Here is a 12,357-nt window from a genome sequence, read left to right on the forward strand (position 1 = left end):
GAGGTTGAAGCTGTCCTTCGTCTCGTATGCGGGCAGTTATCTGGTTAGTCTTGATCCTATGGGTGAGAAGCCGAAAGTCAGCGGATATCCGGCCCACTGGGAAGCAGATGTTGTGCTTCGCGATGGCGCGGCGGCACATCTGAGGCCGGTAGGACCAGAGGATGCGGAGCGCCTGCAACGCATGCACGCTGCTCAGTCTGAATCCTCCATTTACCTGCGGTACTTCACCTATAAGTCAAGCCTGACAGAAAAAGAACTCCAACGGTTCACCAATGTGGACCATGTCAGCCGAGTCTCGATGGTGGTCCTGCTCGACGATGAAATCATCGGCGTCGGCGGGTTCGACACCATAGATGACACCACGGAGGCTGAGGTCTCGTTCAACATCTCAGACCGGCATCAAGGTCGGGGATTGGGCTCGGTCCTCTTGGAACACCTGGCAGCTGCCGGGCGGGAACAGGGGATCGAGCGGTTCTCCGCCGAAGTGTTGCCGGAGAACCGCAAGATGCTCACCGTCTTCTCCGAGGCTGGCTATGAGGTCCAGCGCAAGTACGAGGATGGCGTGGTGCTGCTGGAGTTTCCGATCGATCCCACCGATCGTTCCCGGGCGGTGATGGAAGCCCGCGAGCATCGCGCGGAGGCCCGGAGCGTGGGGGAGTTGTTGGCGCCGGATCATGTGGCGGTGGTCGGGGCGTCGCGAGAGTACGGTTCCGTGGGGTACCACCTGGTGCAGAACATCGTCGAAGGGCGGTTCACCGGAGGAGTCCATTCGGTCAATCCAGACGCCTTTGAGGTCGCCGGAGCGCCGGCCTTTTCTTCTCTGGCGCATATTAAGCAGGATATCGACCTGGCAGTCGTCGCTGTCCCACCCGAACGGCTTCTTGAGGTAGTCGCTGACTGCGGACGCCACGGCGTCAAAGGCATGCTCATCGTCACTAGCACTGACACCGACCAGCAGCGGGAAGTGGTGCGGTTGGCTCGGCGTTGGGGGATGCGGGTCATCGGGCCAGCCTCGGCGGGTCTGATCAACACGTCTCCGGGCGTCTCCCTCAACGCCTCCCTCTCTCCGGTGATGCCGGTGCCGGGCGGGGTGGGCCTGTTCAGCCAATCGGCATCAATGGGCATCTCACTCTACGCTCAGGCTCACCGCAGAGAGTTGGGACTCTCAGCGGTGATTTCAGCGGGCAATCGCGCAGACCTTTCCGGCAACGACGCCATGCAATACTTCGAGGACGACGACGCCACCCGAGCCGTGGGAATATACCTGGAATCCTTCGGAAACCCTCGAAAGTTCTCGCGCATCGCCCGCAGACTCTCCCTGACCAAACCCGTCGTCGTCGCCACCACAGACCTGATGGGCCACCGACTGCCTCCCGGACACGAAGTGCGTCTTTCCCGAGCGCCACTGAGTGCTGTGGACGCGATGCTGACGAATTCGGGGGTCATCCAAACCGGCAACCACGATTCGCTGATGGACGTGCTTGAAGTGTTGGGCACCCAACCGCTGCCGGTCGGCCATACCTTGGGCATCCTGGCCAATTCCCCTTCCGTGGCACGGCTGCTGGCCGACGCGGCCGAGGCCAATGGTCTGAAGCCCACCGCTGTCATTGGCGACCTCGACCTGGATCAGACACGCTTGCGAGCAGAGAGCAGTCTGACATCCGCCCTGGAGAGACTCTTTGAGGACCACGACGTCGACTCTGTGGCTGTGTGCCTGCAGCCGACAATTACGGGTGATCACCACGACCACTCCCGGGCGATTTCCATGACCGCTCGGCAGTACGCTAAGCCGATGGTCATGTCCCTGATCGGGACGCTCGATGCTGATGTACCCCTGAACTACATCGGCAACGCTGGACCAGTCATCGAAACCTCAGCGCTGCAGCAGGGCGTGCCTATCTTCTCCTCGCCCGCCCGCTCCATCTCCGCGCTGTCCAAGATTGTCCGGTACCAGACATGGAGGGCGCAGGGGGTGGGGGAGGCCCTGATACCGGAAGGGCTGGAGGGCACCAAGGTGGCGCGTGCAGCGGATGCGCTCCTGTCGGAGTGGCTCAAGACGGTCGAGGGAGCGGCCTTGCGCCGGCTCACCCAGGAGGAGACGCAGCAGTTATTGGCCCATTATGGCCTGGAGGTCCTGCCGTCACTCTCGTCAGACTCTCCCGATGCGGCAGCAGCCGCGGCTGAAGAGTTGGGGTACCCGGTGGCGGTGAAGTCCACTAACGTCTACCTCCGTCATCGGCTGGATCTGGGTGGAGTGCAGCTGAACATCGATTCTGAAGCCATGCTTCGTCGGGTCGTCTCTGATATGCGTCGCCAGCTTGCCAAGTATGGAAGCCCCGGGCTGGAGGTGCAGTCGATGGCCCCTACGGGTCAGGGGTGCATCGTGCGTGCAATTGAGGATCCGATGATCGGACCGGTGCTGTCCTTCGGAATGTCCGGGGATGCTGTGGACCTCTTGGACGACTGGGCCCACGCCGTTCCTCCGCTCACAGACCAGGACATCTCTCGACTGCTGGGGACCCCAAAGGCGGCCAAGAAGCTCTTCGGACATCAGGGAGTGCCCGGGGTGGATTTCGACGCATTGGCCGATACTGTGCAGCGGGTGGCGATGCTGAAGGACAACCACGCCCAGGTCGCCAACATCCAGCTCTCTCCTCTTTTGGCGTCCCCAGAAGGGGTCAGCATCCTCCACGCCAGCGTAGACATCGCCAATCCGGAGCAGAGGACTGATTCTGCCCGCCGTGCGATGTCGCGTTACTGAGCTGCGGTCCTCAGAGGACTCTTCCGGTCCGTCGAATGTGGCGTGCGAGTTCTTCGAGCCCCTGGTCGATGCTCACTCGCGGGGTCCAGTCAAGAACGGCTCGAGTATGCCGCTGATCGAACCAGTGAGCTGTCGACAGCTGCTCGGCCAAGAACCTGGTCATGGGCGGCTCATCCTCGTGGGGGCCGGTGACCTCCCACACCTTTTCCACGACTGACCCCACAGCCTTAGCGACAGCCGGGGGAAGCCGCAGCGAAGGTCTCCGTGCACCCCCTGCCTCAGCGATGCCCATCATCAACTCGCCGATCGGACGTGGTTCACCGTTAGTCACCACCAAGCGCCGGTCAGCCATGGGCAGCCCAGCGATGCGCGGCAGCCCACGCAGCCCCGAGACGAACGCGTCAACAGCGTTGTCGATGTAGAGCGTGTCTACTAGGGGGGCTCCACTGCCCAGCAGCGGCAGTCGGCCTGACTTGGCCCGGTCAATGATCCGTCTCGTCAGCTGGCCGTCACCGGGTCCCCAGACCAGATGGGGCCGAAGGATGAGCACGTTGATGCCAACTGAGCCTCGGGCTTCAGCAATCAGCTCAGCCTCAGCCTTGGTCCGCGCGTAGTGGCCGACCGCATGCTCTGGGTCAGCAGCACCGGCCGGAGCGCCCACCAGCGATTTGCCGGCGTGAGCGACTGACGGCGAGGAGACATGCAGCACATTGTCCACACCGGCAGCCCATGCTGCGTTGAAGAGCTGTTCAGTGCCGAGAATGTTGACCTGTTCGAAGTCTTCCCGGCGCCCTGAGACGGAAACCTTGGCGGCCATGTGAACGATTGCGTCCTGGCCTTCGACGGCTTCCTCGACGGCCCGAGCATCGCTGAGCGAACCACGGACGTCACGGACCTCAGGCAGAGCGGAGGGGCTGCGCTGGAAGGTGGTCACCCGGTAACCCAGTGCAGCCAATCGGGCTGCGACGCTGCGTCCGAGTAGGCCCGAAGCTCCGGTGACAAGCACCCGCGAAGGCGGCAAGATCTCGTGACGGCGCTGAGGTGTCATGGTGCGCACACCCGGTCTCCAGAGAGGACTCTGTCAGACCATTCTGCTAAGGCAGTACGGTCAATTTTCGAGTTGTGTCTAATGTCGGTGGGAAGGTTGTCCACCACAAGTACAGCGGCGACTGGGACGTCAACGGAGGCCTCGCGCACTCGCCTACTGAGTTCAGGCAGAGCCAGTGGCGAAGAGCCCACTGATAACCGGTGCCCCGGGCAGGGCTCAATGATCACGACCACGGCTTGGGTCCCACGGGGTCCCACACCGACGGCGGCTGAACGCAAGATCTCTGGGAGGGTGTCGACACGAGTTTCGACGGCGCCGGGGCCGATGGGGCCGGCCGGCGTTGTCATCACGTGCTGCAGTCGGCCTTGAATCCAGAGCCGTCCGGCGGTGTCGAAGTGGCCGATATCCCCGGTCCGGTGCCACAGTAGGCCGCGATGCCGGTCACGTCGAGATTTGCGGTCGGTCAACCACAATCGGTCGTACCCCGCTTTCAGGTGCGCTGCCGAGACGACGATTTCGCTGAGAACACCAGGGTCAGCATCCGGCTCACTGAGGCTTTCCGACGGCTCTCCCAGTTCATCGAGGGGCGCGACAGCAAACTCGACACCCTCCACTGCCCTGCCCACGCAGACACCGAGCTGCTCAGTTTCCATAGCTGTGTGAATCTGCTGCCGGGTGATGTCAGTCTGCAGCAGTCCCTCGGTCATCCCGTAGGGGGTGTGCAAGTCAGCCTCTGGGAAGAGCTGCTGCACCCGGTCCAGCAGGTCCGGATGCACTGGTGCCCCCGCGGAGAGCACGAGACGAATCCGGTGCAGTGCGGCGGTCTGGTCAGCTGAGAGTCCTTCAGAGGTGGCGACCACATTGGCGAGGGCCGCGGGTGATCCGAAAAACATAGTGGCCTCGCCGGCAGCGGCCGCAGAGGCCACGGCGCTGGCGGTCAGGGTGGCCGGTTTTGTCACCGTCATATCCGGGGTGACGGAGGTCGCGCCGATAGCCGGACCCAGCAGGGCAAATGGCGCAAAGCCGGCGATCAGAGAAGCCCCGGGGTTAACAGCGAAGGTGTGTCTGAGGAGCGCCACCAGGGCACCCAGCCGGCGGTGTGTGTAGACCACACCCTTGGCCGGTCCGGTGGAACCGGAAGTGAACAGAATAGCGGCGTGAGCCTCAGGGTCTGGAACCGGAACTGCTTCGAGTGTGGTTGAACTGCCGCGGCGCAGCAGCCGCTCCACAGAAGCTTCTGCGGAGACGATTCTCGCTGTCCTGGGCGTGAGTGCATCAACGCTGATCCGTCTGCCGGGCCAGCCCAGTGCGCTGGCGACGAGAAGGCCGGGCCTCTCCCCGATGACCCAGTCGGGCCACGCGCTGCGCACCGCCCGCGTCATGCCCTTCAGACCGAGTCCTGCGTCAGCCACGACGGCCACCGCCCCGAGCCGCAGACAGGCGTAGAGGATTGCGGTGAGCTGGTTTCCGGGTTGCACCAGCAGACTCACCCGGTCACCGCTGCGCATACCCTGCTCATAGAATCCAGTGGCGAGGGAGTCAACCTGTGACTTCAGCTCTGCCCAACTGACCTGAGCGGTGTGCTCGTCGGTGAGCTGCACCGCCGCCGGGGCATCTCGCCGCCAGGACGCCGCCATCTGGTCCAGCTGGTGATGTAAGGCTGTCACCTCTTCGGCTGCTGGGGGAGAGACTGAGGTGACAGTCTCCCCTTCTCGGAAAGTATCGCCGAGCCAGGTGAAGAGCACCTTCGCTATGTCTCGGTCCTCTGCGAGGAGGTGTCCGGCGCCTTCGAAGCGGTGAAGGTCCGCCTTCGGAAGGCGAGCAAGCAGATCGTGGAGGTACCGGTCGCGGAAGACCGGGTCTTTGGGACCCCACATGAGCAAAGCGGGTTTCTTCCACTCGCGCAGACCTGCTGAGTGCTCTTCCAGCACATTGCGGGAAACGTGCTGCGTTGTTGCGGGTATGTCGGCGACGAATCCCCCAATGCCGCCGCGGCTCCAGCGTGAAACGTAGGGTGCACGGTAGGCGCCTGCCACCTCGCTGGGGAGGCCCCCGTCCGCCAGGCTCAGTGTGACACGAAGGAAGGCGTCGGTCAGCACCGTAGCGCTGGGCAGCACTCCGGGAGCCATGGCTGCACGCAGAGCAGGGGGCACCGCCTCTGCAGTGGGATGATCCACGGCAGTGTTCAGCGAGACCACGGCGTCGACAGTTTCGCTGTTGCGCACGGCCCAGGCCAGCGAGATGGCTCCTCCCCAATCGTGACCGAGGGTCACTACAGGTTTGTCGAGGTCAAGGTCCAGAGCAGCAGCGAGCCCATCGAGGTCAGCCAACCGCTGGCTGAGCCTACGGTAGCTCGTGGCTGCCGGTGCGGGCGGTTCGGTGTGGGCCAACCGATCGGAGAATCCCATGTCCAGTTGGTCCGGTGCGATCACCCGCCATGCGGAAAGCGGCCCGGCGTGTTGCACTGAGGCCTCGAGCACAGCGCGCCACATATATGACCAGGTCGGGTTGCCGTGCAGAGCAAGAATCGTTCCGGTGGGCCTGAGACCCCGATCCTCCAGAAGCGGGCCGGTGTCCAAGACATGAAAGGTGTGAGGACCGTCGGAGGACTCGGCGGTCACTAAGCGAGACCATCGCGGGTCCATACCGGGCAGTGGCGTCTTCCTCAGCGCTTCCGCAGGCAGGCGCGCACCCCGTGCCGGAAGGGAGCGCCACCACCTCACCATTGGATCTCAACCATGGCCGTGTTCAGCCCCGACCCGACCCCCATGCACAACACTCGGGCTCCTGCGAACAGGCTCCCGGCATTGGCTTCGCGGGCCAAAGTGATGGGAAGTGAAGCTGGACCCACGTTGCCCAGCTCGGGATAGGTCACCGGCACGCGTTTCTTGTCGAGTTTGGCGGCCTTGATGATCGACGAGGTGTGCAGCTGCGACACTTGGTGGGTGACGTAGGAGTCCATTTGCTGCCAGTCAAAGTGCGTCTTGGCATCCTTCCATGCGTCCATTACCAGCTCTAGGCCGCCGTCCAGGAGGCCCCGGGCGTCGGTGAACATACCACGGTGGTCTCCGACGCAGAGCCCGTGGTGCTGGGTGGCCGCTCGCGTGACACCGCCGATGATCCGGTGACCCTCTGGATGTGCGTCAGCTGGACCGACGACAGCTGCCGCAGCACCGCATCCGAGTGTGAGGGAGGCGAACTCACTCATGAAATCCTCCCTGGAGAGCCCATCTTCCAGTGAATTGATGCGGTCGATGGTTGCGTCCTGCACTTTGCGCGCGTCTTCACCATTAACGATCAGCACGTACTTGACTTGGCCGGCGTCGATGAGCGAGCTGGCCAGTGTGATGGCGTTAACAAAACCCAGACAAGCATTGGTGATGTCGAAGTTCATAGCCGAGCTCGGCAGTCCCAGTTCGTGGTGCAGGGCCACTGCGACAGACGGCTCCAGCTGCTCTCTGCTCACGGAGGTGTTGATCATCATCGAGACCTCTGAGGGATCAATTCCAGCAGCGTCCAAAGCTTTCCGACCGGCGAGCACCGTTCCAGCCCGAACGTCACCGTCAGCCCGCCAATTTCGCCGGGCGCGCACACCTGCGACTCGCTGCAGCAGCCCGGTGGGAAGTCTCAGCCTTTTCAGAGCATCGGCAAGCCGTTGATCCAGGTGCTTAGAAGTGAGCACCTCCGGCGCCTCTACCTCTGTCACTGACAGAAGCGCGGCATTGCGGTGGTGGAATGTCGCGTTTCCGTCGCTCTGGTTTTCAAGCACCGGTCCATTATCCAGAATCCAGCTGTCCGCAGCGAATCGAAACCGTGACGTTTCGAGAATGCACTAGGCCGCCGGCGATACTATGGAGGGCTATGGGCACATCCACTGTCTCTCTGAAAGAGGCCATCGACCGCGGCGGGTTCTACCCGTCCCTGGTGCATCACACCGTAACGGAGGCCCTCGACGGCCGCGAACCTGAACAGCAGATCGTTCACGTTGATACTCATTTCGACTTCGAAGAGGTCCACCGACACATCACCGTCCTGGTGCTGGCCGAAGACGTGATGGTGGTGGCGCACCTGGACGATCATGACGCTGAAGAAGACCGTCCGTTCCAGCACGAGGACTCAGGCCCCTCCGGCTCCTCGGAGGTGGTGGCGCGAATCTCCACCGAGGTGGTCCCCGTCGTACGGCTCCGCTCGCTGATCCTCTCCGAGGTCCACCGCAGACCTGATGAGTTCCGACCGGACCGCGGTTTGGCCGAGGTCTCACTCAACATCAATTGGACCGGCAGCGCGCGGTTCGACTCTATGCCGGCAGACTGCGGCAACCCCGACTGCGTGGCCGATCACGGTGACACCGGCACGGTGGTTCCTGAAGACGTGACCCTGCGCATCGCCGCTACGGCTGAGGGCGACACCGCAGTGGATGAGGCGCGCAGCTTCGTCCGCGCTCTGCGCCGAGCGACCGTCAAATACTCGCGCTGAGCATGTCGACGAATACCATGCCCGAGGCGCCGGACAATGCCGGGCGGCACCTTCGTCATGTCCTGACCTCGACAGCAGCTGCGCTTGGGGTGCGGGGGTTCACCAATCAGCTCGGCATCCCTCCCGCGAGTATCGGTGTCGTAGTACTGGCCGACGGGTTGGGGGATCAGCTTCTGGCTGCGCACTCTGGGCACGCACGCTTCCTAGCGGGGGCCTGGCGGTGCCGCTCCTCCGCCCGAATACTGGATACTGGGGCGCCGACAACCACAGCGTCGTCGCTGGCCAGTCTGGGCACAGGGTTATCACCGGGACAGCATGGTCTGGTCGGATATGACGTGTTTGCACCCGACGTGGGCAGGGTGGTCAATATGCTGGGCCAGTGGGACGATGACGTTGATCCCCTCACCTGGCAGCCCTACCCCACGGTGTTCGAGCAGACCGCCGCCTCTGGCGCGAAGGTGCTGACATCCTCCCGACCCCAGTTCCGGGATTCCGCGCTGACCCGCGCCGCGCTCCGCGGCGGTGAGTTTGCGGGCGCGGAGACCCTGGAGCAGCGATTCAACCTGGCCGCTGAGTGGATACGCAGCAAGAGGCCCATCCCAGGGAGCCTGCAGCGCGGGCGTCCCGATCCGCTCATGGTGTACCTCTACGTCGACGAGCTCGACAAGACTGGCCATCGGGCGGGTGCTGGCTCCGAGCCGTGGATCCGAATGCTTGAGGCGCTCGACGCCGCAATTTCACGGTTCAGCCGACAGCTTTCACATGATTTCGGCGAGCAGGCAACAGTTCTGCTCACCGCTGATCACGGCATGGTCAATATTTCCGAGGACTGTCGGATAGACATCACAGGGCGAGCAGACCTACTGGAGGGTGTTTCCCACACCGGCGGTGAACCCCGGTTCCTGCACCTCTATGCTGAGAACGCGCGGTATACGGAGCATGTCGCTGCGCAGTGGCGAGCAGTCTTCGGCGACCAGGCCTGGGTGATGACCCGTCAACAGGCGATGGAAGAGGGCTGGTTCGGCAAGGTTGACCAACGCGTACTGCCACGTATTGGCGACGTTCTGGTCGCGGTCCATGGAGAGCTGGCTCTCTTCCACACTGAGCGGACGGGCGACGCGCCGTTGAAGATGGTTGGGCAGCACGGGTCGCTCACCGAGGCTGAGCGGCGTGTCCCACTGCTGGAGCTCACCGCTCGGAGTCTCGGCGGGTGAGTGATGGTGGCTGCGCGTCAGTCCTTGTTGCCGAAAAGGATGTCATCCCACCGAGGCATCGTCGGACGCCTTGATGGGCCGCGCTTCTTCGGTCGCGGTGGTGAAACCTCTCCCTCATCCTCCTGTTCGGAGGCGCTCTCCTCTGCGGCAGATTGAGGCTCACCGGAATTCTCTTCGTAGCTGAATCCCCAGGCATCAGTAGTGTCGGTCACCGCCTCTTCAGCGTGGGGCGCAGACTCCTCTGGCTCCTCCGGCTCCTCAGCCATTCCGGGAAGTGTGTCCGTGCGCTGTTCCTCAGCGGGCGGGCTAACGGCCTTTTCATCGCGGGTCAGCAGAGTGGCGAGCTTATCGTCACCTGACTCGTCGGTTCCTAGACGCTGGCCGCGGCGTGCGCGGAGAAGGTCGAGCAGGCCCTCGTGATCAGCACCATCGCCGGTGGATGGCACGGGCTGGACTGGCGGTTCCGGAGTGCGGGGAGTGTGCGGCTCGGTCTCGTCGTCGACGTTGAACGGTCTGTCGACCGCAGTCAAGCGCCGAGGACTGCTTGGTGTGCGAGTCACCGGGGGAAGCGAACTCAGCGACTCGGCCCATTTGTTCTCCGGCCGCACGGTTCGTACCGCGGGGTCGAATGTCCATTCCGCCGGCGGCTTCTGTCCGATCCCCGCAGCATGGGTGTCTGAGGAGGCCGCATCGAAGTCACAGGTGACCGCCCATCGACCGTCGTCGCGGCGCCAGGCGTCCCAGGTCATTGACTCCAGGGCTACTCCCATGGAGCGCAGCCGTACCGTCACCATCGCCTCTAAGGTCGCCGGTCCGTCTCCGAAAGCCAACCTGTGCTGCTCTGCTGTGGAGGCCTGGGCCACCACAGTGTCCTTCGCACGGGCGGCACGGTACGCTCGCTCATCCGCTACCGGCCCGGCGTAGCGCAGGACGTGCTCACGGGTCAGCCCAGAATCTTCCACGACCTCCTCGAGAGTCGCACCAGCGCGCAGCCGAGCTTGAATGGCGCGCGGAGACAGGGCGGGTGGCTCAGTCTTCTTCTCAGCGGGGGAAGCCGCGCGTGCCAGAGCGGCACGCAGCGACTGGTCCACAGGGAGGCCATACTCGGCGTCGGACCCGTCAGAGAGCAGCAGCCGGGGTGCTTGGCGTTCCGTCCCTGGGTCGACCCCCACGATCCGCAGATCCTGCATCAGCAGTGTCCTCCGTGTGAAATCGGTGGTGTGGTCATGTGTTTGGGCAACTGTATCGCGGAGCACAACAGTTGACGGAGGAGCGGCTCAACCCCACCTGGAAGGATTGAGCTTGTAACCTGTTGACTCCGACTTGTCACAAGGCACGTGATACGACACAATCTGTGCGACCTCACTCGTTTGCCGGGCCTGCACCGACCTGGGCGAAAGACGCACGAACCACCATTGGAGCACCAAGAATATGGCGACCGATTACGATGCCCCGCGCAAGAACGAAGACGACGTTAGCGAAGACTCGATCGAGGAACTCAAGAACCGCTCCACCAACCGCCAGTCCGCGGTGGTGGACGAGGATGAGACTGAGGCTGCCGAAGGCTTCGAGCTGCCCGGGGCCGACCTCTCCGATGAGGAGCTCCAGGTACGCGTACTTCCCGCCCAGTCTGACGAGTTCACCTGTACCTCCTGCTTCCTGGTAAGGCACCGGTCGCAGGCTATCGAGGGTCCCAGCGGACTGGTCTGCAAAGACTGCGAGGACTGAAGTCCCACTTTCCCTCGGGCCGGCGGGCCTAGGATGTGCTCAGTCTTCGGTGACTGAGACGCCGCTGGTCTGCACCGGCTCGTGGGACCCCATTGCCGCCAAGAGCTTCTCGGGCTGCCGGGTGGAGAACAGCCAGTACGGTGTCGAATCCTGATCGTCGGTGATCTCAGCTGTGACGACCGGATCTATCCACCCCCTGATGCACTGATAGCTGCGTGCATCGAATCCAGGCCCCAACTGCTCGCGAGCGGCCCCGCCGCGGTGAGCGACTACATGTCCGATGTGCCGGCGCTCGATCTGGGCTCTTCCTACCTTGAGCGTGTGATCAGTCACCTCGATCCGGGGTGTGATGGCCAATAGCGCCGCGGCGCAGGCTGCGACACCTATGATCATTGCGATCATGCCGGGACCGATACCGATGGGGAAGAAGATAGTGGAGAACGAACCGCCGATGATGACCCCAGCGACCCAGATCCACCAAGCGGGCCACAACTTCTCGACGTAACGTACAGAATCACTCATAGGTTCTATCGTCGCATGGAAATGAGGGCCGCCACAGGCGCCGATTGCTGCATAACTCTCTACGCAGGGGCGGATTAGGCAACCACCAGCATCATTGTCGGATGAACTAGCCGGTAGAATCAGGAAACGTGAAAAGCATTCAGGTTCCCCTTCAACAGCTCGACCCTGAGTTGCCCCTGCCGCGTTATGCCCATGATGACGACGCCGGAGCTGATCTGGTCACCGCCGAGGACTTCACGCTGGCGCCGGGGGAGCGGCGCATGGTGCCCACTGGCATGGCTGTGGCGATTCCGACAGGTTGGGTCGGCCTGGTGCACCCGCGCAGCGGTCTGGCTGCTCGACACGGGGTGAGCATAGTTAACGCTCCGGGGACGGTCGATTCCGGTTACCGCGGTGAACTGAAGGTCCTCCTGATCAACACCGATCCCACTCAGCCGGTGAGCTTCACGCGCGGTGACCGAATCGCTCAGATGGTTTTCCAAGAAGTGGCACGGGCACATTTCGTTCCAGTCGACAGGCTGCCAGAGACCTCGCGCGGAGCCGGCGGTTTCGGATCAAGCGGCTTGAGCTCGACCCCCGACCACTACGCACAACAGCGATAAGGAGTT

At 63.2% G+C, this 12,357-nt stretch carries 10 protein-coding genes; 5 read left to right on the top strand and 5 right to left on the bottom strand.

Annotated elements, in window-relative coordinates:
- Window positions 1-58: 58 nt before the first annotated feature.
- Entirely contained in the window at window positions 59-2,761 is a 2,703-nt protein-coding gene (locus D3250_RS10280; protein WP_119903293.1) for a bifunctional acetate--CoA ligase family protein/GNAT family N-acetyltransferase, read from the top strand.
- A 10-nt stretch (window positions 2,762-2,771) separates the two neighbouring features.
- On the opposite strand, the gene D3250_RS10285 is transcribed toward D3250_RS10280, so the two are convergent.
- The 3 genes from D3250_RS10285 to D3250_RS10295 all read right to left on the bottom strand — a co-directional run bounded on the left by D3250_RS10285 (window position 2,772) and on the right by D3250_RS10295 (window position 7,578).
- On the bottom strand, window positions 2,772-3,809 hold the full coding sequence (locus tag D3250_RS10285) for an NAD-dependent epimerase/dehydratase family protein (RefSeq protein ID WP_119903569.1): 1,038 nt from the start codon (window positions 3,807-3,809) through the stop codon (window positions 2,772-2,774).
- A complete protein-coding gene (locus D3250_RS10290; RefSeq protein WP_225973276.1) occupies window positions 3,806-6,430 on the bottom strand; it encodes an alpha/beta fold hydrolase in 2,625 nt (874 codons plus the stop codon). The genes D3250_RS10285 and D3250_RS10290 overlap by 4 nt, the downstream gene beginning before the upstream one ends.
- 98 nt (window positions 6,431-6,528) lie before the next feature.
- Window positions 6,529-7,578, bottom strand: a complete 1,050-nt coding sequence (locus tag D3250_RS10295) for a 3-oxoacyl-ACP synthase III (RefSeq protein WP_119903295.1) — start codon at window positions 7,576-7,578, stop codon at window positions 6,529-6,531.
- A 92-nt stretch (window positions 7,579-7,670) separates the two neighbouring features.
- Here D3250_RS10295 and D3250_RS10300 point away from each other — a divergent pair, with 92 nt between their 5' ends.
- Together D3250_RS10300 and D3250_RS10305 are read left to right on the top strand one after the other, a co-directional pair.
- On the top strand, window positions 7,671-8,285 hold the full coding sequence (locus D3250_RS10300; RefSeq protein ID WP_119903296.1) for a DUF5998 family protein: 615 nt from the start codon (window positions 7,671-7,673) through the stop codon (window positions 8,283-8,285).
- Between the two features lie 2 nt (window positions 8,286-8,287).
- Entirely contained in the window at window positions 8,288-9,499 is a 1,212-nt protein-coding gene (locus tag D3250_RS10305) for an alkaline phosphatase family protein (RefSeq protein ID WP_119903297.1), read from the top strand.
- Window positions 9,500-9,516: 17 nt separating this feature from the next.
- Here the strand turns inward: D3250_RS10305 and sepH are convergent, their stop codons facing one another.
- Window positions 9,517-10,755, bottom strand: coding sequence for a septation protein SepH (gene sepH / locus D3250_RS10310; protein ID WP_158583128.1), 1,239 nt, complete (start codon window positions 10,753-10,755; stop codon window positions 9,517-9,519).
- 175 nt (window positions 10,756-10,930) lie between these two features.
- On the opposite strand from sepH, the gene D3250_RS10315 reads away from it, so the two are divergent.
- Window positions 10,931-11,227: a DUF4193 domain-containing protein gene (locus tag D3250_RS10315; RefSeq protein ID WP_119903299.1), complete on the top strand. Its 297-nt coding sequence runs from the start codon at window positions 10,931-10,933 to the stop codon at window positions 11,225-11,227.
- Window positions 11,228-11,266: 39 nt separating this feature from the next.
- Here D3250_RS10315 and D3250_RS10320 read toward each other — a convergent pair whose 3' ends face one another.
- On the bottom strand, window positions 11,267-11,749 hold the full coding sequence (locus D3250_RS10320; protein WP_119903300.1) for a DUF3093 domain-containing protein: 483 nt from the start codon (window positions 11,747-11,749) through the stop codon (window positions 11,267-11,269).
- Between the two features lie 128 nt (window positions 11,750-11,877).
- On the opposite strand from D3250_RS10320, the gene dut reads away from it, so the two are divergent.
- Window positions 11,878-12,351: a dUTP diphosphatase gene (gene dut / locus D3250_RS10325; protein WP_119903301.1), complete on the top strand. Its 474-nt coding sequence runs from the start codon at window positions 11,878-11,880 to the stop codon at window positions 12,349-12,351.
- Window positions 12,352-12,357: the final 6 nt, after the last annotated feature.

The organism is Nesterenkonia natronophila (genome assembly GCF_003595215.1).
In the GTDB taxonomy this organism is placed as follows: domain Bacteria; phylum Actinomycetota; class Actinomycetes; order Actinomycetales; family Micrococcaceae; genus Nesterenkonia; species Nesterenkonia natronophila.

Bases quoted from the DNA above. Each gene is read 5' to 3' on its own strand.
- D3250_RS10280 (WP_119903293.1), top strand. From the start codon at position 59: ATGGGTGAGAAGCCGAAAGTCAGCGGATATCCGGCCCACTGGGAAGCA.
- D3250_RS10285 (WP_119903569.1), bottom strand. From the start codon at position 3,809: ATGACACCTCAGCGCCGTCACGAGATCTTGCCGCCTTCGCGGGTGCTT.
- D3250_RS10300 (WP_119903296.1), top strand. From the start codon at position 7,671: ATGGGCACATCCACTGTCTCTCTGAAAGAGGCCATCGACCGCGGCGGG.
- D3250_RS10305 (WP_119903297.1), top strand. From the start codon at position 8,288: ATGTCGACGAATACCATGCCCGAGGCGCCGGACAATGCCGGGCGGCAC.
- D3250_RS10315 (WP_119903299.1), top strand. From the start codon at position 10,931: ATGGCGACCGATTACGATGCCCCGCGCAAGAACGAAGACGACGTTAGC.
- D3250_RS10320 (WP_119903300.1), bottom strand. From the start codon at position 11,749: ATGAGTGATTCTGTACGTTACGTCGAGAAGTTGTGGCCCGCTTGGTGG.